A 26,400-nucleotide genomic window follows, 5' to 3' on the forward strand; every position below is an offset into this window, starting at 1 on the left:
CCCGGAGGCCGCATCCCGCGACCTCCGGCCATCGATCGCGGTCAGTGACGCGGCAGTCGCGGGAAGTGCAGCCCCGCCATTTCCTGGGCGATGCGCACCACCTGGCAGCTATAGCCCACCTCGTTGTCGTACCAGACGTAGACCACGCAGTGGTTGTCTTCGACGATCAGCGAAGTGGCGTCGATGACGCCGGCGTGGCGCGAGCCCACGAGATCCGTGGACACCACCTCGGTGGAAGCGGTGTAGTCGATCTGCTCGGCGAGCTCGGAATAGAGGGCTGCATCGCGGAGGTAGGCGTTGAGCGCGTCCCGGTCGGTAGTTTCGCCAAGAGTGAGGTTGAGCACCGCCAACGAGACGTTGGGCGTGGGCACGCGAATGGCGTTGCCCGTGAGCTTGCCGGCGAGCTCGGGCAGCGCTTTGGAGACCGCCTTCGCCGCACCGGTCTCGGTGAGCACCATGTTGAGCGCGGCGCTGCGTCCGCGGCGGGCACCCTTGTGGTAGTTGTCGGTGAGGTTCTGGTCGTTGGTATAGGCGTGCACCGTTTCGACGTGACCGTGGGCGATGCCGAAGCGGTCGTTGATGACCTTGAGCACCGGCGTGATGGCATTGGTGGTGCAGCTCGCCGCGGAGAGGATACGATCGTCGGCGGTGATGGCGTCGTCGTTGACGCCGAAGACGATGTTCTTGAGATCGCCCTTGCCCGGCGCGGTGAGCAGCACGCACGAGGCGCCCTTGGCCTCGAGGTGCTGGGAGAGGCCGGCCTCGTCCCGCCATTTGCCGGTGTTGTCCAGGATCAGCGCGTCGTGGATGTCGTGGGCGGTGTAATCGATCTCCGCCGGGGAGTTCGCATAGATCACCTGGATGTAGTTGCCGTTGGCGACGATCGCGTTGTCCTCGGGCACGGTGAAAATCGAGCCGTTGAAGGGCCCGTGCACCGAGTCGCGGCGCAGCAGGCTCGCGCGCTTGTCCAGGTCGTCGGGGCGGTCGTTGGGCCGCACGACGATGGCGCGCAGGCGCAGCTTGTTGCCGGCGCCGGTCTTCTCGATGAGCAGCCGGGCGAGCAGGCGGCCGATGCGTCCGAAGCCGTAGAGGACCACGTCCTGGGGGGCTTCGCGCATCGGCTCGTCGCTATCGGCGATCTCGGCGAGCTCTTCGCGCAGCCACTCGGTGAGCGCCGGGCGTGGCTCGGCGAGCTTGCCGTAGGCGACGGCGAGCCGGCCGAGGTCCAGCCGCGCCGGTGCCAGGCGCAGCTCGGCGAGGGCCTGGAGGACGGCGAAGCTCTCGCTGATATCGAGCGCTTTGCCCTCGTACTGTTTCACGAAGCGGTGGGCCTTGAGGATGTCGATGGTGCTCGCATTGTTCAGCGGGCGGCCGTAAATGCGTAGCACGAGGCCGCGGTCGCGGTAGAGCCGGCCGATGATGGGCAGCATCTCCTCGGCGAGCTCCTGGGCCTCTTTCCATCGCTGGAGGTAGGCGTCGCGCTTGCTGATCGACATATGAATGGATCCCCTGCGTTGGTCAGTCTTTCGTCTGATCACGGTCGTCGCCGCGTTTTGTTGTGGTGCGCCCTTGTGCGGCGCAGCGAAATGCTACGACAGAATGACGGACGTGTCCCGCCGTCGCCGTGGGGAGACGCAGTAGGAGAGGCTTCGGGTGTTACGTTTGTCGGGCAATGGTTTCTGCCCTATGCTCATTCGGCTACGACACGGTTTGCGCCCGGCTTTCGGGTGCCCATGACACGCCGTCATGCAACGACATCCACCGGGAGGGACCGTGACCGAGTCGCACTCGTCCGCCAGTGGGGTTGCCGCGGCCCTCGGTGCTTTCGGGCTGTGGGGATTCCTGCCCCTGTATTTCCACCTGATCGGACCGTCGGTGTCGCCGTGGGAGATCCTGGTTCAGCGGGTGATCTGGGCGGCGGTGCTGCTGGCACTGTTCATCACCGCTATCGGCGGCTGGGTGCGGGTGTCCGCGGCGGCGGCACAGCCACGCACACGTTGGGCGTTGCTCGCCAGCAGTGTGCTCATCGGTATCAACTGGGGCACGTTCATCTGGGCGGTGACCAGTGGTCACGTGCTCCAGAGCAGTCTGGGTTATTACATCAACCCGCTGCTCAATGTCTTTCTCGGATTCGTCTTCCTCGGCGAGCGTCTTCGCCCGCTACAGATGCTGGCGGTGGTGATCGCCGCAGCGGGCGTGCTGGTGATGATCGTCGCCTTCGGCGAGGTACCGTGGATCGCGCTGCTGCTCGCCGGCTGCTTCGGTTGCTATGGCCTGATCCGCAAGCAGCTCGCCGTTGACAGTGGCACGGGCCTGTTCGCGGAAACCGTGGTGCTGCTGCCGGTCGCCCTGGGCTGGCTTGGCTGGATGTACGTGGATGGCTGGGCGACCCTGTTCCAGGGCTCGCCGGTGCGGGATGTCCTGCTCATCGGTGCCGGCGCGGCCACCGTGGTGCCGCTGGTGCTCTTCGCCGCCGCGGCGCGGCGGCTGAGGTTGGGGACGGTGGGGCTGTTCCAGTACATGACGCCCACCATGCACCTGATCACCGGGGTGTTCATATTCGGCGAACCGTTCACCACGGCCGATGCCGTGACGTTTGCCTGTATCTGGACCGGCCTGGCGCTCTATACCACCGATACCTGGCTTGCCCAGCGCCGCCGGACGGTGGCATCGACGGCGGCCGCTCAGCCGAGAACCGCCTCGAGCAGGTAGAAGAACACCACGGCGAGGATGGCGCCGGCGGGCAGCGTCACGATCCAGGACATGAAGATGTTACGGACCATGCGCATGTTCAGCGCGGTCATGCCGCGGGCGAGGCCTACGCCCAGCACGCCGCCGACCAGCGTGTGCGTGGTGGATATGGGCAGGCCCGTGCCCGAGGCGAGCACCACCGTGGTGGCGGCGGCGATGGTCGCGGCGAAGCCGCGGCTCGGCGACAGGGAGGTGATGCCCTGACCCACCGTGCGGATGACGCGCTGGCCGTAGGTCACCAGGCCGATGACGATGCCGACGCCACCGAGTAGCAGGATCCAGACGTTCAGGCTGGCCGTCGCGGTCACCGAGCCACCACTTTGCACGATGCTCACCACCGCCGCTACCGGGCCCACGGCATTGGCCACGTCGTTGGAGCCATGGGCGAAGGCCATGGCACAGGCGGTGATCACCATGAGCACGCCGAAGATGCGTTCCACGTTGGTGTAGTGGAAGTCGCGATCGGCGCGCGGGTCGATGTTCAGCCGCCGTATCCCGAGCATGCCCGCGATCAGGACTGCGCCGCCGGCGAGTACCGCCGCCACCACGGATTGCTGGGTGGTGAGTGCCAGCCCCACGTGCTTGAGGCCCTTGACGATGGTCACCAGAGCGACGACGAAGCCCACCGCGAACATGTAAAGGGGGACATAGCGCTTCGCGTTGGCGAGGGGATGATCGGTGTCGAGGATCAGCCACTGTACGGACTGGAACAGCAGGTAGGCGATGGTGCCCGCGAGCAATGGCGAGACCACCCAGCTCGCGGCGATGGACAGCATCTTGGGCCAGTGTACTGCCTCCGGCCCGACGCCCACGGCGGCGAAGCCCACCACGGCACCGACGATGGAATGCGTGGTCGACACCGGCCAGCCGCAGCGGCTTGCCACCAGCAGCCAGACCGCTGCGGCGAGCAGGGCGGCGAGCATACCGAAGACCAGCAGTTGCGGCTGATCCGCGAATACGCTCGGGTTGACGATGCCCTTGCGCACGGTATTCGTGACCTCGCCACCGGCCAGGATCGCTCCCGCAAATTCGAATACCGCCGCAATGAGCACCGCCTGGGCGATGGTGACCGCCTTGGAGCCGACCGAGGTGCCCATGGCGTTGGCCACGTCGTTGGCACCGATACCCCAGGCCATGAAAAGGCCGAACACGCCCGCGAGTACGAGCAGTGTCATCTCGAATTCCATGAATCCCCCAATCGGATGGTGGTCGTCGGCGTTGTCCTGTCAGCTAGCGTGCGAGCAGCAGTTGAAGGCGGCTGCCGACCCGCTGGGATCGGTCGGCGAGGCTCCCGATCCAGTCGATGACCCGGTAGGCGAACATGACATGCACGGGCGGGAGCTCGTCCTCGAGCGCGAAAAGCTGCCGGCGCACCTCCACCTGGAGGCGGTCGGTATCGCTCTCGATCCGGTCGAGCTCGGTGAGCATGGCCTCCACGATCTCCACCTCGTGGCCGCGGAATCCCGTCTCCACCAGCTCGTCGAGCTCGTCGATGGCCTTCTTGGCCTGGAAGGTGGCCTCCACGGAGCGCTGCAGGAAAGCGTGCAGGGGCGTACCCACGGCATCAGGGAAGGTCATCCGGCGGCCGAGAATCAGTCCGGCGATGTCCTTGGCACGGTTGGCGACCTTGTCCTGCATGGCCAGCACCTCCAGCAGATCGCGCCGGCCCACCGGCAGCATCAGGCCCTTGGGCAGTTGCAGTCGCAGCTCGTGCTTGAGGCTGTCGGCTTCGTGTTCCAGGTCGTTGATGCGCTGGTGCAGCGTCTCCGCGCGGGACCAGTCCTCGGCGAGTGCCGCCTCCAGGAAGGGAGCCAGCTCCGCCACGCAGGCACTGACCTTCTCCATGTGGCGTTGCAGTGGGCTGACCGGGGACTTGCCGAAGAGCTGACTGAAGAAGTTCGGGGACATGCTACGCGCCTATGCCAAGGCCCCTGTCGAGGGCCACGTTAACCGGACGCGCGCGAGTATAGCAGCCGTGCTGTCATGAAAACGAAACACGGCTGTCATGAAGGCGCCTGCGAGGGATGACGGCGCCCCGGCCAGCGGACCGGGGTGCCGCCGTGATCACTGGGAGATGCGCTCCAGCGCCGCGGTGAAGCCCATCAGTGAAATCGGGAGATCGATCTGCTCGCCGCCCGGCCCGAGTACCGAGAGCGTCGCCTCGCTGCCGGACTTGAGCTTGGACAGCAGCTCCGGCTTCAGCGGCAGATCGGCGCGGCAGCCGGGCTGGAAGCACGCCTGCACGGGGAAACGGACCGGTTCGCCGTCGTCGACGCTGAGTTGAATGCCGGGGGGCAGGTGGATGCCCAGGGGGAGCTGAAAGACCGCGACCGGCGCATCGATGTCCTGGCGCGGCGGGTACCCGATGGCCACGCGCATGACCAGCTCGTTGTTGTCGTTGCGGGTGACACCCTGGAACATTTCGCAGCCGCCCCGCGGGCCGCCGTCACCCATGCCGCAGCGCACGCCCCAGTCCTGGAATCGTTCGACGTTCGCGTTTTGCTGGGCGGCCTGGCCCTGCTGACCGCCGCCGCTGCCGGGCTCCTCCGCGGGCTCGAGGAAGTCGCTGTCACCGCTGCCGCCGCCCAGGCCACCGCCGTCGTCGCCGAGCAGTCCGCCGTCGCTCTGGGCCTGGGCGGTGCCGACGAGCAGCAGGAGAGTGAAGGCTATCAGTGTGCTCAGATGTCGCATATCGCCTCGGTTCGCTGATACATGAGTGAAAGGACGCCGTGGTTCGCCGTCAACGCGAGCCGTCGGCCCGGGGGCCGAACGCCTGTGCCTGTTGGGCCGCGAATGGCATGCCGGGTTCCCCCAGCGCTTCAGCGCCGCTGCGAAGGTGCAGGTCGCGCTGAGGGAAGGGGATGGTAATGGCCTCTTCCCGGAACGCTGCGTCGACGGCGAAGTGCAGATCGCTCAGAGTGTGCAGGTAGACGTCGGCGTCGTCCACGAAACAGCGTAGCTCGAAGTTGAGCGCGGAGTCGCCGAAGCCGAGGAAGAACACCCCCGGCGACGGGTAACGCAATACCCGGGCATGAGCGCGGGCGCAGCTGAGCAGGGTTTCCTTCACCGTGTCGGTGTCGCTGCCGTAGGCGACGCCGACACGTACGATGACCCGCGCGATACGGTTCTTGTGGGTCCAGTTCGTCACCGGACTGGCGATGAAGTTCGAGTTCGGCACGATGACCGATGCGCGGTCGAACGTCTCGATCTCGGTGGAGCGCACGGAGATGCGTTTGACGGTGCCCTCGACGCCGTTGACCACCACCCAGTCCCCTACCTCGATGGGCCGCTCGATGAGCAGTAGCAGGCCCGCAGCGAAGTTCTGAACGACGTTCTGCAGGCCGAAACCGATACCCACTGACAGGGCACCGGCGACCAGTGCCAGGTTCGACAGGTCCAGCCCCAGTGAGGTGATCGCCAGCACGATGGCAATCGCTACGCCCAGGTAGCTGCTGCCGGCGGCGATGGAATTGCGGGCCCCCGGGGCCAGGCGAGTGTGGGGCAGAACCCGGTGGGTGAGCCAGCGCCGGACCACGTTGGTGATCCCCAGGCCCACGCCGAGTACCAGGATGGCGGTGAGCAGACCGCCCACCGAGAGCGTGAAACCGCCGACCTCGATCCCCGAGAGCACGTGGTGGACCCACAGGCTCACGGTGGTGGCGGGCACGCCGAGAAGCAGCAGCAATCCGTAGACCATCGGCAGTGCCACGGCGATGTCGAGTGCCAGGCCCACCCAGTAGAGAACTGCCGGCCGCGCCGGCCCGCTGCGGGACGGGCGCTTGAGCACGCCGGCGAGCACTTCCCGTACCGCCAGGCGCAACAGCAGTGCGAAGCCGAACGCCACCGCGAAGCCCACCAGGCGTGACTGTACGAAAAACGCCAGGCGCGCGTATCCGGCCAGCGCGAGAAGTGGCGTAAGGCCAACGGCGATGCGCAGCGCGCCCCGCAGGACCGGCCACCAACGCCGCGAGCGCGCGCGTTTGTGATGGGGCTCGGTGGCGGTGTCGTCACCATCGTCGTCGGCCTGTGCTTCTTCCACCGACCCGGCGTCCTGGGAGGCGGCGATGGAGCTTTCCCAGAAACGCGGTGCGGCGGCCAGCACGATCAACGGCGCGGTGAAGAGCGCCTGCAGTGACAGGGCGACGGATTCCAGTTGCGGCGAGAGCATGCCGGTCTGCTCGGCGGTGCTGAGCAGCGTCGCGGTCACCGCCAGGGATGCCGCGATCGCCCACAGCACGCGCAGTAGTCCCGGTGCGTGGGCCGGGTTCACGGGGGCGATACGCCAGGCGACGAGTTGCGGGGAGACCGCGGCGCGGCTGAGACCGAAGACCACCAGAAACGCGGCGATGGCCGCCCCACTGCTGTAGACCATGTGCGCGAAAAGACCGCTGAGCACGCCTTCGATGGCGAGCGTGCCGACGCTGAACGCGATGATCGCCGCCGGTATGACCGCATTCGCCGCCCCATCGGCCATGGCGGCGACGATCCGCCGGGTGTAGGACGGGTCGGGCTCTTCGGCGCTGCGGCCGAAGTGACGCATCAGCCAGACCCGCACCGGCCAGCCGGCGATGACTCCCACCAGGGGCATGGCAAGGAAGTAGATCCACAGGACCCGCGCCTTGCCGTCCTCCGGGAGGCCGCTCCACCAGTCCCGGGGTGCCGCGAAGACGGCTTCGCCCAGGGACAGCGCATCGGTCATCGCCTCGCGCCACACCGCTGGGCGCACGGGTGATGGGCGCCGGCGCAGGACGGCGGCGCGGAACTCCGCCTGTTCCCAGTCGGCGATGGATTGAAGGAGCTCGTTGGCGCGGCTGATGGCGAGGTTGGCGCGGGCGACGTGGGCTTCGTTGTCGGCGACGCGGTTGCGCATTTCCTCGCGCAGGTCCGCCAGGCGGGGGGCTTCCGGAGCGGCTTCGTCGGGCGGTGGCTCGCCGAGGCTGGCGAGCATCTGCCGGGCGGAATCGAGGCGGACCTGTGCCGTGCGCCGTGCCTCGGTCGCTTCGTCGATAGTAGTGCGCAGATCCTGCTTGATCTCCGCGATCGGCGCGTTGAGGAATTCGTTCTCCAGCGCCCGCGTCGCCACCTCCGCGGTGTTCTTCCACTGGCCGGCCCGTTCCTCGAAGGTGGGGCTGCGCCCCTGCGCCAACAGCAAGGCGGGCAGGAGTACGGCGATAACCACGCACGCGACGATCCAGTGCCTGCGGAAGAGTTGTCGGTGCATTCGTGTTCGCTCGGCGGCAGTGTTGGTGACCTGGGGCGCAGCGTACTACCGCGAATCGGCCATCGCCACGCCGTGGCGCGTTGGTGACGACGGTGCACGGTTGTTTCGCTCACTGGCGACACCAATGTGCGCTAAGGTGGGCGCCGCGCAACGGTAGTAATCTTCTCAGAGGTATTGTCATGCGTCAGCCGGTCTGTGCGCCGATGGGCTCTGTGTTGCTCGCCGCTTATGTAGCCCGGCTACACCGCGCGCCTCGCGCCTTGCCCCATCGGCGCACAGACCGGCCCAAGGGGAGCGCCAGAGCGGCCCGGTGGCGGCGTTGCGCTCGCTTGACGTGACCCGGCCACGCCGGCGCGAGCGCGCCTTGCCCCCGCACCGCTCTGGCGCTCTGACACATGACAATACCTCTGAGAAGATTAGTAACGATAAGGAGACAGTATGGATGTCCGGGTAAGGGGTGACGGATGCCGGTCGCACCGGGGTGGGCAGCGTTGATGCCCTGGCTGCTCGCGATCGTCGGCGTGTTCGTCGCGTGGAACGCGGACGAAGGGGCCCTTCGCCTGCTCGTCGGCGCGAGCCTCGGCGCGCTGGTCGGTGTCGTGATCGATCTGCATCGTCGCGTGCGGACACTGAGCCGGGCGCTCGAACAGGCGCGCTCGCCACGGGCCGCCACGACAGCGCCGCCACCCGCGCCAGCCGCGTCCGACCCGGTTCAGCCCGAGGCTCCTGCGACCGACGCGGCGCCACCACGGGCTCCATCCGGGGCCGCCGACACGCCGGTGCGGCCATCGGGCGAGGCATCCCGCGCCGCAGACGCCGGCAATGGGGGCGCCGGCGAACCGAAGCGCGGCACGGGCTATCTGCGTCAACGTCTGCCGCGGATTCGCGACGTGCTCATCGGCGACAACCCGCTGGTGCGTGTGGGCATCGTCGTGTTGTTCTTCGGCGTGGCCTTCGTGCTGAAGTACGCCAGCGACCAGGGAGCGCTGCCGTTGTCGCTGCGGTTGGCCGCCGTGGCGGCGGGTGGTGTCGCCATGGTGGCCGTGGGCTGGTGGTTGCGCGGCCGGCGCCGGCAGTATGCTCTCGTGCTCCAGGGCGGCGGTGTGGGCGTACTCTATCTCACGCTGTTCGCGGCGGCCCGGCTCTACGCGATGCTGCCGATGGCCCCGGCATTTGCCGGCATGGTGGCGGTGTGCGCGCTCGGCATGGGCCTGGCGCTGGTGCAGCGGGGGGCTGCGCTGGCGGTATTCGCGAGCATCGGCGGTTTTCTCGCCCCGGTGCTGGCGAGCACAGGCACGGGCAGCCACGTGGGGCTGTTCGGCTACTATGCCGTGCTCAATCTGGGCATTCTCGCGGTCGCGTGGTACCGCGCCTGGCGGGCGCTCAACCTGGTCGGCTTCGTGTTCACCTTCGGTATCGGTCTGGCGTGGGGCGCCGGGTATTACCAGCCCCGTTTCTTCGCGAGCACCGAGCCATTCCTGGCCGGATTCTTCCTGCTCTACCTGGCGGTGGCCGTGCTGTTCGCGCTGCGGCAACCGCCCCGGTTGCGCGGGCTGGTGGACGGCACCCTGGTGTTCGGGTTGCCGGTGGCCGCGTTCGGATTGCAGACCGGGCTCGTCTACCGCTTCGAGTACGGTCTGGCCGTGAGCGCCGTGGCCCTGGCGTCGGTGTACGCGCTGACGGCGGCCGGGTTGTGGTGCCGGCACGGTCTGGCGGTGCTCGCGGGCGCATTCGCGGTCATTGCTGCCGCCTTCGCCACGGTCGCGGTGCCGCTTGCCGTGGACGGTCACTGGACTGGCGGTGCCTGGGCTCTGGAGGCGGCGGGCCTGATCTGGGTCGGGTTGCGGCAGGGGCAGGCGGGCAGCCGGTGGTCGGGGCTGGCGCTGCTCGGCATGGCGGCGGTCATGCTGGTCGCCGAGGGGGCGCCCGGGTGGAATGTGCCGGCGTTCGTGAACGCGGCTGCGTTCGGCGGAATCCTGCTCGCTATCGGTGCGGTGCTGTCGGCCTGGTGGCTGCACCGGTGGCGCGATGCCCTGGCGTTCCACGAAACCGTGTTCGGCTACGTGGCGCTGGCCGGTGGCACGCTTGCGTGGTGTGCCGTGGGGCTGCTCGAGCTGGGGCGGTTGCTGGACGGTACCGACGCGGTGGCGGCGGTGGCCGTCTGGCTGGCGGTTTCCGGGGTGGCAGGCGGGGCTGCGGCATTGCGTCTGCGGTGGCCGTCGGCGGCGACGGCGGCGGCCGGCATCTGGCCGCTCATGGCCCTCGGCGGCACGGCCACTGCCGCGTTCGAGGGGCACGTGCTGGTGGCTTGGGCGATCATCCCCTGGGCAGTGCTGTTCATCGGTGGCTCGACACTGCTGCGTTGGCTGTCGTCCCTGTGGCCGGAGCCGGCGGTGCGCGGGGCCCACATCGTGCAGGCGTGGATGGTGCTGGGGGTGTCGGTGATCGAATGCCAATGGCTGGCACGGCAGTGGTTGCAGTTGGCTCAGCCCTGGAGCGGCGTCGCGGCCGTACTCCCGTTGGTCGGTGCGGGGGCCGGGATCCTGGCCTGGCAGCGGTCGGCGTCCGCCTCGGTGCTCGTCGGTTTGTATCGTGATGCGGTGGCAGTGCCCGCAGCCATGCTCGCCGCTACCTGGGCCATCGCGGCCGTTCGCTTCGATGGTGCCTGGGCGATGGGGTACTGGCCGTTGCTGAACCCCCTCGCGGTGGTTCAGGGCAGTGCGTTTGCTGTGGCGTGCTGGGCGTTCGCAACCCTGCGCCAGCGGGGGACGCACTGGCCGGTACCGTCCCGGGCCGGGGTGTGGGCCGGTGGTGGCGGCGCATTGCTGCTGCTGGTGACCGTGGAGCTGGCACGCGCTGTACACCACTGGGCAGCGGTCGCTTATGCCCCGGCGGGGCTGTTCGGGTCGGCGGTGTTCCAGGCGGGGGTATCCGTGCTCTGGAGTGTGGCGGCGCTGCTGGCGATGGTCGGCGGCACCCGCTCGGGACAACGGCGTCCGTGGCTCGCCGGTGCCGCGCTGCTGGCGGTGGTGCTGGTGAAGCTGTTCGTGGTGGATCTGGCGGGAATCGCCACCCTGGCGCGAATCGTGTCGTTCCTGGGTGTCGGGGTCCTCACACTGGTCACGGGCTACCTCTGCCCATTGCCGCCCAGAGCATCGAGGGTTTCGGAGCCGCCGGCAGCCTGATCCAGGACATGAATCGTCATTCGGATGGAGGACCCATGGAAGAGGGTGACGCATTGGCACGAAGTGAACGGCTGGCGATAGTCGTGCTTGCGGTTGCGGGCAGTGTGCTGCTGCTCGTTCTGCAGCGCGGCGTGGATGCCGAGGCGGCATGGATCGCGCATCCCGGTGTCCGCATTGCCGCTTTCGCCATTGCCGCCGGCGCGCCGCTCGCCGCCGCCCTGAGCGTCGGGTTGGCCGTCGCGCGGGTGGCCGCGATCGCGGTCGGCTATGCGCTGGCGTATGGCGGCACCGGCTATGCGTTCGGAACCAGCGCGCTCACGGGCGGCGGTGGCGATTTCACGGCGATATGCGAGTACGCGCTGCTCGCGTGGCTGGGCGGATTCGTGGCGCTGCCGCTGGCTCAGGGGGTCGACCGAGGCTGGCACTACCCGCGGCTTTACCGGCTTGCCTGGCGCAACGCGTTGCTGCTGGTGCTCACATTCGTGTTCACCGGCCTCTTCTGGATCGTGCTGGCGCTCTGGGCGGGGCTGTTCGCATTGATCGGCTTCGACTTTTTCGCGGAGCTATTCGAAGAGGATGTCTTCCACTATCCCGTGACCGGGCTCGTCGTCGGTCTGGGGTTGAACTTGCTCAACGGCCTGGACCGGGTGGTCACCGCGGCACGCTGGACCGTACGCACGCTGCTGTGGGCGCTGTTGCCGTTGCTCGCCGCACTGGGACTGCTGTTCGCGGCGGGGCTGGTGCTTGCCGGAGTCACCCCGCTGTGGGAGACCGCATCGGCGGCATCACTGCTGGCCTGGCTGGTTCTGCTCCATGTGGTCTTCACCGCGACCACGTTCGGGGACGGTGAGGGCGCGCGGCCATATCCCCGCGTGCTCGACTGGCCACTGCGCGCCGCCCTGGCGATACTGCCGGTTTTCGCCGGCCTTGCCGTTTACGCCCTCTGGTTGCGGGTGGCACAGCACGGCTGGACCCACGAGCGCGTCTACGCCGCGGTGGTGTTGACGGTGCTCGCGCTCTACGCCGTCGGCTACGCCGTGGCAGCGGTCCTTCCTTCGCGGGGACGCTGGTTGGGCTACTCGATCCCGGTCAACATCGCCATGGCATGGGTGACGGTTGCCGCGGTGGCCGCGCTCGCCACCCCGGTGCTCGACGCCCGGGCCCTCGCCGTTGCCGACCAGCTTGCCCGTCTGCACAGCGGTGACGTATCCGCGCAGGATTTCGACTACCGTTACCTGGCGCGACACGGTGGCCGCCACGGGCGCGAGGCGCTGGCAACGCTCGAGCGTCTGGAGGACCATCCCCGGGCTGCCTCCATCCGGGAACGCGCGCAGGCGGCGCTCGCCTGCGACCCCACCTGTCCGGAGGCCGTGAAGCCGAGGCTCGCCGAGCGTGTGCCGGTGCGACCGGAATCGGCCGCGCCGCTGCCGGAAGCGGTATGGCAGGCGTTCGAGGCGCGTTCGGACGAGCGTGCGGTCGCGCAGTGCCGTTCGGCGCAGGGTCGCGAATGCCGGCTGCTCGTGGCGGACTTCGACGGCGACGGCGGGAACGACTATGCGCTGCTTCCGTCCCGGACGTGGCTGACGGCGCCGGTGCTGGCGCGGTCCGGCGATGGTTGGCGTCTCATCGGTCGGCTACGTTGGCCACGCTGTACGGGATGCGATGTCGACGACATGCGCTCACGTCTCGACCGCGGCGAGTGGTCGATGGTGAAGCCGGATCTCGCGGTGCCCCGCATCGGGGGGAAAACGCTTGCTGTGGAGCCGGTGCAGGGCGACGCGGCGGACTGAGGCGCCGGTCCTGCGTGGCGCGCTCGGCGATGCTCGGGTATGCGCCACCGCCGTGGTGGGGCAGTGCTCACCGCGGCGGTGGGTATGGGGGGCCGCTTCAGATCTCTTCGTCGGCGTCGCCGAACGTCTCCCGCAGGCGCCGATAGCTATCGATGAAGCCGTCTTTGACGTGTCCCCAGGCTGTTGCCGAGCCTTCCTTGAGGCGGTCGTAGGCATCGGCCAGCGCCGCTCGCTCGTCCTCGAGCGATTTCAGCAGTTCCCGGGAGCGTTCACGGGTGGCTTCGCTCATATCGTCCCAGTTCTCGTCGAGGCGCTTGCGCAGCCGCTCGATTCGCTCATCCAGCGACGCCATGAGCGATTTCGCCTCGCTGATGGCCTGGTCGCGTTTGTCGGCGGAATAGCGCTGGATCGCTTCGAGGGTGCTTTCATCGTTGTCCCGGGCGCTTGTCTCACCGCCTTGCGGCGATGTCGCATCACCCTGGCTCGCCAGCGCCGGCATGGCCAGCGCCGCGCTCACTATCGCGGCGATGAGTGCGCGGATGAGACGGCTTTGCATAGGACCTCCCGTTTGCTTGCGGCGCGTCGGACGCCAAGGCATCCGTCCGCGCTCCCTGTCTACCGTGAGGGCGTGTGCTGCGTAATCAAGCCTCGAGGGCTGTCGTGCAGTGGTGACGCTGGTGCGAGGCGCCGGACGCTGGCGGTTTGAGTGCGGGTTCGCGCAGTGACGATGGTTGCACGGAGTAAGAGTGTTTCTCCGTGGCGACGTGGATGCCCGGGTGAGGGCGGGGAAAGGAGTTCGCCTTGTTGTGTTTTTCGTTTTTTTTCAGATGTTTATGTTTTTTGGCACGAACCGTGTATCTCTTGTGGCGCGGCTCGCAGGAGCCGATTGAAGCCAACATGAAGACCGTACCCAAGGAGGTCTGTGATGAAGGCGAAGTGGACTGTTGCTCTGATCACCGCGCTGATGACCGGGGCGGCTTTCGCCGCCGGCAGTGGCGAGGCCGGGATGGAGAAGCTCGACGCCAACGGAGACGGCCAGATCAGTCAGGAGGAGGCACAGGCTCATCCCGAGCTTGCCAAGCGCTTCGACTCCCTGGATCAGGACGGTAGCGGCACCCTCGAGCGTGCCGAGTTCGCCCGCTTCGAGACCGAGGCGACCACCGAGGGTGGCATGGAAGGCGACACGGAGTCGGGTACCTACTAAGACCGGTACCGTTCCCTCTCCCCTTTTGACCCGTGCCTGAGTGGCGGGGCGCTTTGGCGCCCCGCTTTCTTGTTCGCCTGGGCCGGGCCCGCGCGGAGCATGGAAGGCACGGGCCGATCGGAAGGGTCAGAAGGGCTCCTCGATGCGGACCTGGCGGAAGCCGATGCGCCGGGCGAGCTCCGAGGCGTGGTCGAGCTGGTGGTAGACGCGCGGCTCACCGCGTGTGTCGGTGATCGGCTCGAGACCCGCACCACGCCGGCGCACCATGATGACCCAGCCATTGCGCTCGTCATCGGAGGAGACCACCGCCTCGGTGAGCTCGCCGGCACGAAACGCGTCCTGAGCGGCATCGAATTCCATGTTGATCACCGTAACCTCTCCCTTCCCTGCTCGCATTATAGTGTGGTGTCAGCCGTTGACGGCTGCTTTATCGGAGCATGGAATGCCGTACGCCTCACTCGTGACCGAAGTCGTAGTATGCTCGGAGGATGGAACGAACGCGCAAGGCACGGGGAGGCCGCCATGACTGACCGGGAGGCAAAGCCGAGCGTACGCTACGCCCGGGCGACCCGTTGGGGGGTGAGGGCCCTGGACGTGGTCAGGACGCTGCAATCGCCGGCGACGCGGGACGTTATCCGCACCGTGCGGCAGATACGCGAGTCCCGCGACGCCGCGGCCTGAGGCCGTCTCATGCCCTGGAACGTCCTTCTGCTGCCGCTACTCGGCGGCTATTTCTTCGCCGTCCAGCACCCCGTTATTGCCTATCGAACCGAGCGTCTCTCCCGCGAGCGTCTGCTGCTGGAGTCGGCCCTCTACGGGCTGGCGCTGGTGGTCATCGCCTATGCGGTGACCCGGGTGGGTATTGCCGTGGCTCCGGCGCTGGCGGCCGCCTGGAAGTCGGCCGCGCCCTGGCCGTATTCCGGCACGACGGTGGGTGCGTTGTTGCTGGGTGTCGGCGGTGGTGCCGTGGTGCGGCGGGCGCTGTCGGCCGAGCGCATCGAAGCCGGGGTCGAGAAGTGGCTGAACCGCACGGGCAACGAGCTCGAACGCCTGCTCTATCGCTCCGCGACCCGCGCAGTGCCGATCATGGTCACCCTGCGTAACGGCAAGGTCTATGTCGGGGACGTGATCTGGGTGCCGACTCACGTTCGTGAGGCGGGCGCGTACTTCGTTCTCGTTCCGCTGATGAGTGGCTATCGTCGCAATCCCGAGCTTACGGTGGAGTTCACGACCTTCTATGACGAAGCAGTGGAGGCGCTGCTGGAGCAGGCGGCGGACGAGCGCGAGCGTGCCCATATGGAGGCGCGGGTCGCCGAGCTCGGTCATGTGATTCCCGCTGACGAGGTGGTGACGGCCTCGGTATTCGATCCGTCGTTGTACGGTGGGTTCCACGGAGGCCGGCTATGAGACCCTGGGCGCGTCTCCTGCTCTGGGGCGCGCTACTGATTGCTCTCGCCGGGGCACGCTGTGAGTTCTTCTTCTCTACCGGCGACGACCGGGACGCCCGCGCGACAGGTGTCTGGACCGGGGAGGTTTTTGCCGATGGCGCCCGGCGCGAGGTGATCTGGCTGGCCCAGGGCGGCGACCTTTTTGCTGCTGATGAGCGCGGTGCGCGCCTTTTCAGCGGTGATTACGGCGTCTTCGGCGATCATGTGGACGGTGATCTGGTGACTTTCGACGCTGCCGGGGACAGGCAAGCGCGGCGCGGGTTCTCCGGCACACTCCGCTCGGAGCGCATCTGGCGCGCTGATCTGGATGGACCCGGCGGCATCGATCTGCGTTATGCGCACGCGTCGTTCCGGTCAACGAGCCTGACGCGTATCGACGGGCAATGGCGCGAAGAACATCAGGACCGGGGGACCCTCCTGATGACCGTGGACCCGGATGGACGGACTTTCGGCAGTGACATGCAGGGATGCACGTTTTCGGGCGAGCTTGTCGTGCCACAACGGCGCCGCAACGTCTATGTTGCCCGTTTCGATATTGCCGGATGTGCGCTGCGTGGCGATGACTACCGCGGGCTGGCCACGCGCTTGCTGCACGGTGGCAGTGACCGCCTCCTTGTGCTCATCTCCGACGGCGAGCGCATGTTGCGCTTTCGACTCCACCGGCCCTGATCGTCATTTTCGGCTCGTCCCGCTTGCGACCTCGCCACGGTGGTGGCACTGTTTGTATTCAATATACTAATCCGATCATAGGTAATGCCACATGTCAGCGAGGCTGTCGGGCGTTCTCGCAAGGCGCGAGGAGCGTGGTGTAGCAAGCGCTACATGAGCGACGAGCAACGCCGCGAGAGCGCCCGACAGCCTCGCCCGAAGGGAGCGCTTGTGCGATCCGGCTGCGGCGTTGCGCTCACTCGACGTGAGCCCTTGCCACGCCTTCGCTCGCGCGCTTGGCAGCCGAATCGCACAAGCGCTCTGACACGTGGCATTACCTATGATCGGATTAGTAAAACAAGAATCCGGACACACGGACTGTCACCAGACCTGTCTTCAACAATCCAGGGACGCTAGAAAACACTGCGATTGCTGCGGCACCGCCATGGTGGTGCGCGGGCAACGTCGAAAGTGGGGGCTCATGCTGTACCAGACCTATCAAGCCCACGCCGATCTCATGTGGCTGCCGCGCACCTTCGCCCGGCTGTCCGCACCCGCGCTGCATCTGGCCAATGCCGGGCCGTTGTCCGTCCCCGGGATGCGGGGGATCGCCGCGGCCAACGAGCTGTTCACGCTCGCCAAGCTCAGCCATCGCCGTCCGGCCTTCGGCATTGACACGGTCACCGTCGACGGCCGCCGCGTCGAGGTCGTCGAGGAGGTGGTATGCCGGTGCGCGTTCGGCAATCTGCTGCGCTTCCGCAAGCCCGATGTTGCGGGGCAGCCGCGGGTGCTGCTGGTCGCGCCCATGTCCGGGCACTTCGCGACGCTGCTGCGGGAAACGGTCCGCACGATGCTTCCCGAGCACGATGTCTACATCACCGACTGGCACAATGCCCGCGACGTATCGCTGGATAACGGCCGGTTCGGCTTCGACGAGTACGTGGATTATCTCATGGCCTTCCTCGGGGCGATGGGCGAGGGTGTCCATGTCGTCTCCATATGCCAGCCCTGCGTGCCCGCGCTCGCGGCCACCGCCTTGCTGGCCGAGGAGGGGGCCGCGACCACCCCGCGCAGCCTGACGCTGATGGCCGGCCCGGTGGATTGCCGCGCCAACCCCACGGGCGTCAACGAGCTTGCCACCACGCGGCCGATCGACTGGTTCGAGCGCCACATGATCGCTCGCGTACCGTGGCGCTACCGGGGCGCGCGGCGCCGCGTTTATCCAGGGTTCCTGCAGATCGGCGCGTTCCTGAACATGAATCTGGACCGGCACGTGAACGCGTTCCGGGCGCTGTTCGATGACCTTGTCGCCGGAGAGGCGGAAGGGGCGGAGGCCAAGCGCGACTTCTACGAGGAGTACCTCGCGGTGGCCGATCTGCCGGCGGAGTTCTATCTCGAGACCGTGCAGCGGGTATTCCAGGACTATGCGCTGCCACGCGGGCAGTTGTATTGGCATGGCCGGCGGGTCAAGCCGGAGGCGATCCGGGAAACGGCGCTGCTGACCGTGGAGGGTGAACGCGACGACATCTGCGCTCCCGGCCAGACCGAGGCGGCGCAGGCGCTGTGTCCGAACGTGCCGGCCGCCTTGCGTCGCCACCACGTGCAAAGCGGGGTGGGGCACTTCGGTATCTTCAACGGCCGCCGCTGGGCCGGAATGGTCTATCCGCTGGTTCGGGAGATGGTTGCCCGCACGGACTGACGCCGGCGCTTGCAACCGTGGTCACCGATCCCCACATTGAGCAGTGCGCGGGTCGGGCGGCCGCACGGCGACCCCCCGGCCCGCGCGTCGAAGCCGGTAGTCGTTCCCGACGACGGTCCCGGCGCGACCGTCGACCCCGAAGAGCCCGGTTCCCCCTTGACCGGGCTCTTCGTCTGTTGGAGCGATCATCATCATCGTCGCTCGTCATCGTCGCTCGCCCTCGCGAGCGCGTCCACGGGAGACTGCCGCTGCTCGTCACTCTTCCCGGTACAAGGAGCTCATCGCATGCGTGCCATCGCCGTCGTCGAGGATCAGTTGCTGTGGCGTGATCGGCCCGATCCACCGGATCCCGGTCCGACTGAGGTCCGAATTGCGGTCGCATGGGCGGGCATGAACCGCGCTGATCTGGTGCAGCGAACGGGCAATTACCCGCCGCCGTCGGGTGCCTCGGATATTCTGGGCCTGGAGGTGAGCGGCCATGTCGCCGCTACGGGCGCTCAGGTGACGGAGCTGTCCGTGGGCGATCCGGTGTGCGCGCTGCTCGCCGGTGGCGGCTACGCGGAGCAGGTGGTCGTACCGGCAGCGCAGGTACTGCCGGTGCCGTCGGGATTCGCCCTCCGCGAGGCCGCGGCGCTTCCCGAGGTCTTCGCCACCGCCTGGCTCAACCTGTTCATGGTCGGTGCCTTGCAGCCGGGCGAGCGGGTGCTGTTGCACGCGGGCGCCAGCGGTGTGGGCACGACGGCCATCCAGCTGTGTCGCGTGTTCGGACACCCGTGCTTCGTCACCGTCGGCAGCGCGGACAAGATCGAGGCCTGCCGGGCGCTGGGTGCCGACGACGGCTGGAACCGCCATGACGGCAGTTTCGTGGACGCGGTGAATGCCTGGGGCGGTGCCGACCTGATTCTCGACCCGGTGGGCGGAGACTATGTGCCGCAGGACCTTGCCGTTCTCAACACCGACGGCCGACTCGTGCTCATCGGTCTGATGGGCGGGCGTAGCACTGAGCTCGATCTGGGGCGCTTGCTCATGAAGTGCCAGCGGGTCATCGGCTCGACCCTTCGCAGCCAGCCGCCGGCGGCGAAGGGACGTATTCTCGCGGCGCTGCGGCAGCACGTCTGGCCACGCCTTGCCAGCGGCGATATCGTTCCGCAGATCGACGCCGAGTGGCCCATCGAGGAGGCTGGAGCGGCCATGGCGCATCTCGCGGGTAATGCCTCCGTGGGCAAGGTGCTGCTCAGGGTCGCCGGTGGCTGAGCGGTATCATGATCGGCTTGTCGAGCGCTGACGGCCTTCGACGTCGTGGGGGTTCTAGTGCGTTCGGCAACGGTGGGTCCATGCATTCGGGAAGGGCGGCAGTGCAACCGGTCATTCAGGAAGAGGTGACGGGCTGCGGCATCGCGAGCGTCGCGGCGCTCGCTGGCGTCAGCTATAGGGTGGCAAAGCAGGCCGGCGATAGCCTCGGTATTCGTGCGGACGACCCGCGTCTGTGGTCCGAGACCCATCACGTGCGGCGCCTGCTCGAAGACTTCGGGCTGCGCGCCACGCCCGGCGAGGCGCCTTTCAGTGACTGGGCGAGTCTGCCGTCGCCGGCGTTGCTCGCGATCAAGTGGCGACGAGTGAACCATATACCGTTCTGGCACTGGGTCGTGTTCGTCCGTGGTAAGCATGGGGCTGTCGTGCTCGATCCCAAGGCGACGCTGAAACGCAACGTGCGCACGGATTTCGGGCGTATGAAGCCACGCTGGTTCATCGCGGTCGCGGCCGTTGCGCCGGTGGCGTGAAAGTGCCCGCGCCAGTTCGTTGAGGAGTCGGACATGAAAGGAAGCTGTCTATGCGCAGTGGTCACCTACGAGGTCGATGAGTTGTCGACCGCGATTGCCCACTGCCACTGTCACACCTGCCGTAAGGCCCATGCCGCCCCATATACGGCCACGGCGGGGGCCGACCGCACGGCGTTCCGCTGGTTGAGCGGACGTGACAGGCTCACTGCGTTCGAGTCTTCCCCCGGCAAGCGCCGCTGGTTCTGCTCGGGTTGCGGGGCACACCTGATGGCTGAGCGCGAGGGGCAGCCTCACGTCATCGTCCGGGTGGCGACGTTGGACGAGGACCCCGGTGCGCGCCCACAGGCGCATATCTGGTGCGCCCATGAACGCCCGTGGCTCGTCTCTGGCGCCGATGTCCCGAGTTATCCCGAGTGGCCCCCAGGGCGCTGAGTGGCGGTTCACCATGGTCGGCGGTATGGAAAGCGGCACGCTCGAGCTGCGTGATGCCCGGCCCACGGATCTCCGGACAATCGCTTCCTGGATATCGGGGCCCGAGGCGTGCCGCCTTTGGGCCGGTCCCGGCCTGCGTTATCCGCTCGTCCCGGAGACGCTCTGGGCCGACGTGAACGCGAGCGGCGACAACGCCTTTACCCTGATCGATGCAGAGGGCGCCGTGATCGGCTTCGGCCAGGCTTTCCTGCGGGGCGAAGGTGTCGTGCACCTGGCACGAATCATTGTTGCGCCCGAGTGGCGGGGGGCGGCACGGGCCATATTCTGTGCCGCAAACTCATGGCGTGTGCGCGTGCGAAGCATGCGGCGATCGCCTTCACGCTCAACGTCTACACCAATAACGTCGCGGCCGTGGCGCTCTATCGTGCCCTGGGATTCGTCCCGCTGGAGCGGCCGGACTCCCGGGGATTCGTCACCATGGCGCGAGCGGCGCTGCATTGATGCCGTTGAAGGGGCCCGGGGCCACCGTTGTGACCCCTCTCAGCCACCGAGCAGCGGGGCGATCACGAGGCTGACGATGGCCATGACGTTGATGAGGATGTTCATCGACGGCCCGGAGGTGTCCTTGAACGGGTCGCCGACGGTATCGCCCACCACCGTGGCCTTGTGGACTTCGGAGCCCTTGCCACCGTAGTGGCCCTTCTCGACGTATTTCTTGGCGTTGTCCCAGGCGCCGCCGGAATTGGCCATGGTCAGCGCCAGCAGCACGCAGCCGAGCAAGGCGCCCCCGAGCATGCCGCCGAGGGATTCAGGGCCGAGGCCGAAACCGACGACCACGGGGGCGGCGATGGCGAGCACGCCGGGGAGCACCATCTTCTTCAGCGCCGCGGTAGTGGCGATGTCCACGCAACGGGCGGTGTCCGGTTCGGCCTTGCCCTCCATGAGGCCTTCGATCTCGCGGAACTGACGTCGAATTTCGTGGATCATGGCGAAAGCGGCATCACCCACCGCTGTCATCGTCAGGGCTGCGACCATGAACGGGAAGATGCCGCCGAGGAATATGCCGACCAGTACCCCCGGGTCGCCCAGGTACAGGGTGAAACCGTCGACGTGGTGGCGGACCGTCTCGACATAGGCGGTGATGATGGCCAGAGCCGCGAGCGCGGCAGCGCTGATGGCGAAGCCCTTGCCGATGGCCGCGGTAGTGTTGCCCAACTCGTCGAGGGAGTCAGTGATGTTGCGGGTGTCGTCGCCGAGCCCCGCCATCTCGGCGATCCCGCCGGCGTTGTCCGCCACCGGCCCGTAGGCATCGATGGCCATGGTGATGCCCACCGTGGCGAGCATGCCCACCGCGGCGATACCCACGCCGTAGAGCCCCACCAGGCTGCTGGAGATGAAGATGATCGCGCAGATGGTGATCAGTGGCACCGCCACCGACTCCATGCCCACGGCGAGCCCTTTGATCATGACCGTGGCCGGCCCCGTTTCGCCGGCGCGGGCGATGGCGCGGACAGGCGGTCCACCGGTGTAATACTCGGTGACCAGGCCAACGATGATGCCGCCGATGGTGCCCACCAGCACTGCCCACCACACGTTGATGCTGAGTCCCACGCCGAGGATCACCACCAGGGCCAGCACCACGAACAACGCCGCTGCGCCGATCGTGCCCGTGCGAAGCGCCCGCTCTGGCGCCTGGTGGGAGAACTGACGCACGGCGAGGATACCCGCGAGTGAGCACACCAGCCCCGTGGAGGAGAGCGCCAGGGGCAGGAACATGAGATCCGAGCGTTCGCCGAGGGCGGCGATGACGGCATCGGGCAGCGCTGCCGCCATGGCGATGGTGGCGATCATCGCCCCGCAGTAGGACTCGAAAATATCCGATCCCATGCCGGCGACGTCGCCCACGTTGTCGCCCACGTTGTCGGCGATAACGCCCGGGTTGCGGGGATCGTCCTCGGGAATGCCGGCTTCCACCTTGCCCACGAGGTCCGCGCCCACGTCCGCGCTCTTGGTGAAGATCCCGCCGCCGACGCGGGAGAACAGTGCCACCGTGGAGGCGCCCATGCCGAAACCGTGGATGTGATGGGCGGTTTGCGGGTCGCCGCCGTAGAAGAGGTAGAGAAGGCCCAGCCCCAGCAGGCCCAGGGAGGCGACGGCGAGCCCCATTATGGAGCCGCCGAAGAACGAAATGGTCAGTGCCGAGGCGGCGCCCTGGGTGTGGGCCGCGGTGGTCGCGCGGTAATTGGCGTGGGTGGCGGTGTACATGCCGATGAAGCCGGCGCCGGCCGAGGCGAGAGCGCCCACCAGGTAGGCCGTGGCCGTTCGCCAGCCCAGAGGCGAAAGCCACAGCAACACGATCAACACCGCGGCAACGATGGCGAGGATGGAGTACTCGCGGCGGATGAACACCATCGCGCCGAGGTGGATCTTCTTGCCGATGTCGACGACGCGTGGCTCGCCCCCGGGGTAGCGCAGGATGGAGCGGTAGATGACCACGGCAGCTACCAGCCCCAGTATCCCGAACACGGGTGGCACGAACTCACCGATCATTACGCTTTCTTCTCCTTATTCCCCAGGGGGAATGCCGGGTGGCTGCGGCGAAACGCGTTCAATTCATTTATAATCGCGCCCGTTTTGTCACAAACATAGCCCAATATCCGCCCACGCCAAGCGTTGCGTGCTGGCGGCACCGCGCGGGTGACGGTCTCGCCGCCGGTCCGGGCAGGGTGTCCGGCCGGCTTTCATACGATTCCAGGAGGTTCAGAGCATGATCTCGGAGAACATCAGCTCCGGTAAGAACGTCCCCGAAGACGTGAACGTCGTCATCGAGATTCCCGCCCATGCCGACCCGGTGAAGTACGAGGTCGACAAGGACAGCGGCGCGCTGATGGTGGACCGTTTCATGGCCACCGCCATGCACTACCCCTGCAACTACGGCTATATCCCGCATACCCTCTGCGGCGACGGTGACCCGGCGGACGTGCTCGTGATCACCCCGTTTCCGCTGATTCCCGGCTCCGTGGTGCGCTGCCGCCCCATCGGCGTCCTCGAGATGAGCGACGAGTCCGGCAGTGACGCGAAGCTTCTGGCCGTGCCGGTGAGCAAGCTCACCAGCCTCTACGAGGACGTCACGAAGCCGGACGATCTGCCCAGCATCCTGCTCGACCAGATCAGCCACTTCTTCGAGCATTACAAGGATCTGGAAAAGGGCAAGTGGGTGCGCATCGAAGGCTGGAAGGGCCAGGAGGCGGCGCACGCCGAGATCAACGACGCGGTGGAGCGCTACCAGTCCACCTCGGACAAGCCCCACTTCTGACCGTGCCGATGATGATGGCGTGAGCGTAGGCCCGCGGTAGCGCGGGCGCGCGCCGACACGGCGGTCCGCGCAGCAGGCCGCCGTGTCCATGATTGCCGCCGGTTACTTCGGCTGCGGCACGATACGCAGATACGGTTTGGGTGCCTTCCACCCCTCGGGGAAGCGCTTCTTCGCCTCCTCGTCCGAGACTGCCGGCACGATGATCACGTCATCGCCCTGCTTCCAGTTCACCGGGGTCGCCACCTGGTGCTGCGCCGTGAGCTGGCAGGAATCCAGCAGCCGTAACACCTCGTCGAAGTTGCGCCCGGTGCTCATCGGGTAGGTGAGCATGGCCTTGATCGTCTTGTCCGGCCCGATGATGAATACCGAGCGCACGGTGGCATTGTCGGCGGGGGTGCGGCCCTCCGAGCTGTCGCCGGCCGCGGCGGGCAACATGTCATAGAGCTTGGCCACTTCGAGCTGCGGGTCGCCGATCATCGGGTACGTGACCTTGTGACCCTGGGTCTCTTCGATGTCCTTGGACCAGGCTTCGTGATTCTCCACCGGGTCGACGCTCAGGCCGATGATCTTGCAGTTGCGTTTCTCGAACTCCGGCAGCAGTCCCGCCATGTAGCCCAACTCCGTGGTGCACACGGGGGTGAAGTCCTTGGGATGGGAGAACAGCACGGCCCAGCCGTCGCCGATCCACTCATGGAAGTTGATGGTTCCCTGGGTGGTTTCGGCGGAGAAGTCGGGGGCCTCGTCGTTGATGCGTAGAGCCATGGAACACCTCCATTCATGCGCCGTTCGCACATCGATTGGCGTTCGGATCGGCCGCGTCTCCGGGGCGATGCACCAGCGCTGCCCGGGAGTACTGTCAGGGACCGATCGGGTTCACCGCCTGGGACCCTGGAGAGGGTGCACAGAGTATAGTTCCCGGTGCCGACGCTGCCTCCACGCCGGGCGCACGCAGTGCGGGCGCCGGCGTTACTGTTCGGCGGTATCGTCCTCGTCGGCCTCTTCGCCGTGGCCCTGCTCGCAGTCCTCCACGTGGCTGCAGTCGTGCTCGGCTTTATCGCTGGGGGTGGCTTCGGCGAGGCCGAGCCAGAGCGTCGTGGTGACGGCGAGCAGCAGGTGGGCGGCGGGAGTGAGTCGACTCATCGGGCGCTCCGGTTGTTGTACCTTTTGCCGCAGATGCGGGCGACCGATGCCTTTTGCAAGGCGCGGCCGCCCTCATCGCCCGCGGTCATTGCTCGCTCGTGAGGGAGGCGCGCCACCGCGTGAGCTGGCGTTCGACGGTAGCGGCGTGATGGATCCGGGGCTGCGAGTGCGTGTCGATGCCCTCGCGCTCCTCGCGCGCGCGCACCAGCTCCCGTGCGTGTTCGAATGCGGCGACCAGCGAATCCGCCTCCGGTAGCGCCTCGGCGAACAGGGCACGGCCGAAGTAAGTGAAGTCGTTCCCGTCGGCGCAGCCGAAGGAGGTTCGGTCGGCGCTTGCCGCCGTGATCACCAGGGTCTTGCCGTCGTCCAGGGCCGGAATGAAGCCGCCGGCGTAACACGCGGATATGACCACGACCTTGTGCTCGACGGGCAGGGACGCCAGCATGGCGGCGAGTTCTTCAGCGGGGAGATCCGGCAGCGCGATTCCCTCCTGGTCCAGCACGAGCTGGTGATCCCGCGAGCCGTGACTGGTGAGGTAGAGGAAGAGGATGTCCTGGGCCGGGTCCATACGCTCGGCAACGGATTCCAGGCTACGTGCCAGGCTCGCCCTCGAGGCCAGCGGGAGACGGTCGACGGCATCGCGGCTGTTGGCGAGCACTACCTGGCGCCCGCGTGCCCCGAAATGCTCGGCGAACTGATCGCGCACGTACTCCACCTCGCGCCGGAAAACGGCCTGCGAGCTGTCGCCGGCGACCGCCACGGTATAAAGATCGATGCCCTCCGGGCGTTGCGGTTGCACCGCGGCCAGGGTGTCGTCCAGCAGCGCGCTTTGCCGGTACAGGGCGTCTTCGGCCAGCAACGCGGCGGGGTCCGCCGGTGGTCCTCCCGGGGCCGACGCGTCATCGCCGGTGAACGCATCGATCACGCCGCCGAGCATCGTTTCCGCGACTTCCTCGTTTCCGCCCCAGTACTCGCCGTGGCGGAACCAGCCCTCGCGAACCTCGCCGTCGGCAGTGACCAGTCGCCCGCGCCCATGGAACCGTTCGTCCCGGAACTCGCCTTCGTAGTGACTGCCGTCCGCGCCGTCGTAGCTGCCTTCACCTTGCAGCCACCCCTGCTCGAAGGTGCCTCGGTAGACATTGCCGTCCGCGTCGGTGTAGACCCCTTCTCCGTTGGGGCGCCATTGCCGGAAGTGGCCTTCGTGGCGGCTGCCGTCGGCGGCCTCGTAGACACCCTCGCCCTCGAAGACGCCGTCGACGAACTCGCCCTTGTAGACGTCACCGCCGGTGAGCTCCAGGCGTCCCTCGCCGTGCATGGTCAGATCCCGCACTTCGCCGGTGTAGACAGTACCGTTTTCCGTCAGCCGACCCTCGCCGAAGGCGCGGCCATTGCGGAAGGTTCCTTCGTAGACGGTGCCGCGTGGCAGCTCGAGTCGCCCCTGGCCGTGGGCGATGCCATCGCGGAATTCACCGACGTAGTGACCACCGTCGGGATAGTCCCGCGTTCCGTGTCCGTCGGGAGAACCGTTGGCGAGCTCGCCCTCGTAGCGCGCCCCTTCCGCGGGGCCGACGAGCACGCCTTCGCCGTGCATGCGGCCGTTGTCGAAGTCGCCTTCGTAGTGCGCGCCATTGGGCCATTCCAGGCGCCCCTGGCCCTGGGCCAGACCCTCCTCCAGGGGGCCGTAATAGCGGCCGCCGTCGGGGAAGATCGCGTCGGGCCCGGCGGCGTGTGCCGTCGCGGCTGCGAGTATCAGCCAGAGAATCAGTACCAGTATGTCGCGCATCG

24 protein-coding genes are annotated in these 26,400 nt (G+C 67.4%); 13 read left to right on the top strand and 11 right to left on the bottom strand.

All coding sequences use genetic code 11. The features are described from left to right. Positions 1-41: 41 nt before the first annotated feature. Positions 42-1,496 carry a glyceraldehyde-3-phosphate dehydrogenase gene (locus ACPEES_RS05520; RefSeq protein ID WP_435101878.1) on the bottom strand — a complete coding sequence of 485 codons (1,455 nt, stop codon included), beginning with the start codon at positions 1,494-1,496 and terminating at the stop codon, positions 42-44. Between the two features lie 277 nt (positions 1,497-1,773). Between ACPEES_RS05520 and rarD the strand changes: the two genes are divergently transcribed. Next, positions 1,774-2,712, top strand: a complete 939-nt coding sequence (gene rarD, locus ACPEES_RS05525) for an EamA family transporter RarD (protein WP_435101880.1) — start codon at positions 1,774-1,776, stop codon at positions 2,710-2,712. Here rarD and ACPEES_RS05530 read toward each other — a convergent pair. The 4 genes from ACPEES_RS05530 to ACPEES_RS05545 all read right to left on the bottom strand — a co-directional run bounded on the left by ACPEES_RS05530 (position 2,685) and on the right by ACPEES_RS05545 (position 7,972). Then, positions 2,685-3,938, bottom strand: coding sequence for an inorganic phosphate transporter (locus tag ACPEES_RS05530; RefSeq protein ID WP_435101882.1), 1,254 nt, complete (start codon positions 3,936-3,938; stop codon positions 2,685-2,687). The genes rarD and ACPEES_RS05530 overlap by 28 nt on opposite strands. Positions 3,939-3,981: 43 nt before the next feature. After that, positions 3,982-4,659, bottom strand: coding sequence for a TIGR00153 family protein (locus tag ACPEES_RS05535; RefSeq protein ID WP_435101884.1), 678 nt, complete (start codon positions 4,657-4,659; stop codon positions 3,982-3,984). Positions 4,660-4,815: 156 nt separating this feature from the next. After that, positions 4,816-5,442: an invasion associated locus B family protein gene (locus ACPEES_RS05540; RefSeq protein ID WP_435101886.1), complete on the bottom strand. Its 627-nt coding sequence runs from the start codon at positions 5,440-5,442 to the stop codon at positions 4,816-4,818. Between the two features lie 49 nt (positions 5,443-5,491). Further along, positions 5,492-7,972, bottom strand: coding sequence for a DUF3772 domain-containing protein (locus ACPEES_RS05545; RefSeq protein ID WP_435101888.1), 2,481 nt, complete (start codon positions 7,970-7,972; stop codon positions 5,492-5,494). 464 nt (positions 7,973-8,436) lie between these two features. Between ACPEES_RS05545 and ACPEES_RS05550 the strand changes: the two genes are divergently transcribed. Together ACPEES_RS05550 and ACPEES_RS05555 are read left to right on the top strand one after the other, a co-directional pair. Continuing rightward, complete coding sequence (locus tag ACPEES_RS05550) at positions 8,437-11,157, top strand: DUF2339 domain-containing protein (RefSeq protein ID WP_435101890.1); 2,721 nt, start codon at positions 8,437-8,439, stop codon at positions 11,155-11,157. 35 nt (positions 11,158-11,192) lie between these two features. Beyond that, positions 11,193-12,947 carry a DUF4153 domain-containing protein gene (locus ACPEES_RS05555; protein WP_435101892.1) on the top strand — a complete coding sequence of 585 codons (1,755 nt, stop codon included), beginning with the start codon at positions 11,193-11,195 and terminating at the stop codon, positions 12,945-12,947. A gap of 97 nt (positions 12,948-13,044) precedes the next feature. Here ACPEES_RS05555 and ACPEES_RS05560 read toward each other — a convergent pair whose 3' ends face one another. Continuing rightward, positions 13,045-13,503, bottom strand: coding sequence for a hypothetical protein (locus ACPEES_RS05560; protein WP_435101895.1), 459 nt, complete (start codon positions 13,501-13,503; stop codon positions 13,045-13,047). 369 nt (positions 13,504-13,872) lie between these two features. On the opposite strand from ACPEES_RS05560, the gene ACPEES_RS05565 reads away from it, so the two are divergent. Beyond that, positions 13,873-14,151: a hypothetical protein gene (locus ACPEES_RS05565; protein WP_435101898.1), complete on the top strand. Its 279-nt coding sequence runs from the start codon at positions 13,873-13,875 to the stop codon at positions 14,149-14,151. Positions 14,152-14,277: 126 nt separating this feature from the next. On the opposite strand, the gene ACPEES_RS05570 is transcribed toward ACPEES_RS05565, so the two are convergent. Continuing rightward, on the bottom strand, positions 14,278-14,520 hold the full coding sequence (locus tag ACPEES_RS05570; protein WP_435101900.1) for a hypothetical protein: 243 nt from the start codon (positions 14,518-14,520) through the stop codon (positions 14,278-14,280). Between the two features lie 153 nt (positions 14,521-14,673). Between ACPEES_RS05570 and ACPEES_RS05575 the strand changes: the two genes are divergently transcribed. From ACPEES_RS05575 to ACPEES_RS05610, 8 genes are all read left to right on the top strand, one after another. After that, positions 14,674-14,832, top strand: coding sequence for a hypothetical protein (locus ACPEES_RS05575; protein WP_435101902.1), 159 nt, complete (start codon positions 14,674-14,676; stop codon positions 14,830-14,832). Positions 14,833-14,841: 9 nt separating this feature from the next. After that, positions 14,842-15,558 carry a hypothetical protein gene (locus ACPEES_RS05580; protein ID WP_435101904.1) on the top strand — a complete coding sequence of 239 codons (717 nt, stop codon included), beginning with the start codon at positions 14,842-14,844 and terminating at the stop codon, positions 15,556-15,558. Then, positions 15,555-16,268: a hypothetical protein gene (locus ACPEES_RS05585; protein WP_435101906.1), complete on the top strand. Its 714-nt coding sequence runs from the start codon at positions 15,555-15,557 to the stop codon at positions 16,266-16,268. The genes ACPEES_RS05580 and ACPEES_RS05585 overlap by 4 nt, the downstream gene beginning before the upstream one ends. A 460-nt stretch (positions 16,269-16,728) precedes the next feature. Continuing rightward, positions 16,729-17,946 carry a polyhydroxyalkanoate depolymerase gene (locus ACPEES_RS05590; RefSeq protein ID WP_435101908.1) on the top strand — a complete coding sequence of 406 codons (1,218 nt, stop codon included), beginning with the start codon at positions 16,729-16,731 and terminating at the stop codon, positions 17,944-17,946. Between the two features lie 285 nt (positions 17,947-18,231). Then, a complete protein-coding gene (locus ACPEES_RS05595) occupies positions 18,232-19,200 on the top strand; it encodes an NAD(P)H-quinone oxidoreductase (RefSeq protein ID WP_435101910.1) in 969 nt (322 codons plus the stop codon). A gap of 101 nt (positions 19,201-19,301) precedes the next feature. Continuing rightward, a complete protein-coding gene (locus tag ACPEES_RS05600; protein ID WP_435101912.1) occupies positions 19,302-19,727 on the top strand; it encodes a hypothetical protein in 426 nt (141 codons plus the stop codon). A gap of 33 nt (positions 19,728-19,760) precedes the next feature. Continuing rightward, complete coding sequence (locus ACPEES_RS05605; protein ID WP_435101914.1) at positions 19,761-20,159, top strand: GFA family protein; 399 nt, start codon at positions 19,761-19,763, stop codon at positions 20,157-20,159. Positions 20,160-20,498: 339 nt separating this feature from the next. Continuing rightward, positions 20,499-20,660: a hypothetical protein gene (locus tag ACPEES_RS05610; RefSeq protein ID WP_435101916.1), complete on the top strand. Its 162-nt coding sequence runs from the start codon at positions 20,499-20,501 to the stop codon at positions 20,658-20,660. 39 nt (positions 20,661-20,699) lie between these two features. Here the strand turns inward: ACPEES_RS05610 and ACPEES_RS05615 are convergent, their stop codons facing one another. Continuing rightward, positions 20,700-22,709: a sodium-translocating pyrophosphatase gene (locus ACPEES_RS05615; protein ID WP_435101918.1), complete on the bottom strand. Its 2,010-nt coding sequence runs from the start codon at positions 22,707-22,709 to the stop codon at positions 20,700-20,702. A 217-nt stretch (positions 22,710-22,926) separates the two neighbouring features. Here ACPEES_RS05615 and ppa point away from each other — a divergent pair, with 217 nt between their 5' ends. Further along, positions 22,927-23,475 (top strand): inorganic diphosphatase, encoded by a 549-nt coding sequence (gene ppa, locus ACPEES_RS05620; protein WP_435101920.1) that lies wholly within the window; start codon positions 22,927-22,929, stop codon positions 23,473-23,475. A 102-nt stretch (positions 23,476-23,577) separates the two neighbouring features. Here ppa and ACPEES_RS05625 read toward each other — a convergent pair whose 3' ends face one another. From ACPEES_RS05625 to ACPEES_RS05635, 3 genes are all read right to left on the bottom strand, one after another. Further along, entirely contained in the window at positions 23,578-24,237 is a 660-nt protein-coding gene (locus ACPEES_RS05625; RefSeq protein ID WP_435101922.1) for a peroxiredoxin, read from the bottom strand. Positions 24,238-24,441: 204 nt separating this feature from the next. Continuing rightward, positions 24,442-24,615, bottom strand: a complete 174-nt coding sequence (locus ACPEES_RS05630; protein ID WP_435101924.1) for a hypothetical protein — start codon at positions 24,613-24,615, stop codon at positions 24,442-24,444. Positions 24,616-24,700: 85 nt separating this feature from the next. Continuing rightward, positions 24,701-26,398 (bottom strand): C13 family peptidase, encoded by a 1,698-nt coding sequence (locus ACPEES_RS05635; protein WP_435101926.1) that lies wholly within the window; start codon positions 26,396-26,398, stop codon positions 24,701-24,703. Positions 26,399-26,400: the final 2 nt, after the last annotated feature.

This window comes from Arhodomonas sp. AD133 (assembly GCF_051195215.1).
GTDB lineage: Bacteria > Pseudomonadota > Gammaproteobacteria > Nitrococcales > Nitrococcaceae > Arhodomonas.

What these genes read in the sequence shown, in the direction of transcription:
- ACPEES_RS05520 (WP_435101878.1), bottom strand. Translation starts at nt 1,496, where the DNA reads ATGTCGATCAGCAAGCGCGACGCCTACCTCCAGCGATGGAAAGAGGCC.
- ACPEES_RS05530 (WP_435101882.1), bottom strand. Translation starts at nt 3,938, where the DNA reads ATGGAATTCGAGATGACACTGCTCGTACTCGCGGGCGTGTTCGGCCTT.
- ACPEES_RS05535 (WP_435101884.1), bottom strand. Translation starts at nt 4,659, where the DNA reads ATGTCCCCGAACTTCTTCAGTCAGCTCTTCGGCAAGTCCCCGGTCAGC.
- ACPEES_RS05540 (WP_435101886.1), bottom strand. Translation starts at nt 5,442, where the DNA reads ATGCGACATCTGAGCACACTGATAGCCTTCACTCTCCTGCTGCTCGTC.
- ACPEES_RS05545 (WP_435101888.1), bottom strand. Translation starts at nt 7,972, where the DNA reads ATGCACCGACAACTCTTCCGCAGGCACTGGATCGTCGCGTGCGTGGTT.
- ACPEES_RS05550 (WP_435101890.1), top strand. Translation starts at nt 8,437, where the DNA reads ATGCCGGTCGCACCGGGGTGGGCAGCGTTGATGCCCTGGCTGCTCGCG.
- ACPEES_RS05555 (WP_435101892.1), top strand. Translation starts at nt 11,193, where the DNA reads ATGGAAGAGGGTGACGCATTGGCACGAAGTGAACGGCTGGCGATAGTC.
- ACPEES_RS05560 (WP_435101895.1), bottom strand. Translation starts at nt 13,503, where the DNA reads ATGCAAAGCCGTCTCATCCGCGCACTCATCGCCGCGATAGTGAGCGCG.
- ACPEES_RS05565 (WP_435101898.1), top strand. Translation starts at nt 13,873, where the DNA reads ATGAAGGCGAAGTGGACTGTTGCTCTGATCACCGCGCTGATGACCGGG.
- ACPEES_RS05575 (WP_435101902.1), top strand. Translation starts at nt 14,674, where the DNA reads ATGACTGACCGGGAGGCAAAGCCGAGCGTACGCTACGCCCGGGCGACC.
- ACPEES_RS05580 (WP_435101904.1), top strand. Translation starts at nt 14,842, where the DNA reads ATGCCCTGGAACGTCCTTCTGCTGCCGCTACTCGGCGGCTATTTCTTC.
- ACPEES_RS05585 (WP_435101906.1), top strand. Translation starts at nt 15,555, where the DNA reads ATGAGACCCTGGGCGCGTCTCCTGCTCTGGGGCGCGCTACTGATTGCT.
- ACPEES_RS05590 (WP_435101908.1), top strand. Translation starts at nt 16,729, where the DNA reads ATGCTGTACCAGACCTATCAAGCCCACGCCGATCTCATGTGGCTGCCG.
- ACPEES_RS05595 (WP_435101910.1), top strand. Translation starts at nt 18,232, where the DNA reads ATGCGTGCCATCGCCGTCGTCGAGGATCAGTTGCTGTGGCGTGATCGG.
- ACPEES_RS05605 (WP_435101914.1), top strand. Translation starts at nt 19,761, where the DNA reads ATGAAAGGAAGCTGTCTATGCGCAGTGGTCACCTACGAGGTCGATGAG.
- ACPEES_RS05610 (WP_435101916.1), top strand. Translation starts at nt 20,499, where the DNA reads ATGGCGTGTGCGCGTGCGAAGCATGCGGCGATCGCCTTCACGCTCAAC.
- ACPEES_RS05615 (WP_435101918.1), bottom strand. Translation starts at nt 22,709, where the DNA reads ATGATCGGTGAGTTCGTGCCACCCGTGTTCGGGATACTGGGGCTGGTA.
- ppa (WP_435101920.1), top strand. Translation starts at nt 22,927, where the DNA reads ATGATCTCGGAGAACATCAGCTCCGGTAAGAACGTCCCCGAAGACGTG.
- ACPEES_RS05625 (WP_435101922.1), bottom strand. Translation starts at nt 24,237, where the DNA reads ATGGCTCTACGCATCAACGACGAGGCCCCCGACTTCTCCGCCGAAACC.
- ACPEES_RS05630 (WP_435101924.1), bottom strand. Translation starts at nt 24,615, where the DNA reads ATGAGTCGACTCACTCCCGCCGCCCACCTGCTGCTCGCCGTCACCACG.
- ACPEES_RS05635 (WP_435101926.1), bottom strand. Translation starts at nt 26,398, where the DNA reads ATGCGCGACATACTGGTACTGATTCTCTGGCTGATACTCGCAGCCGCG.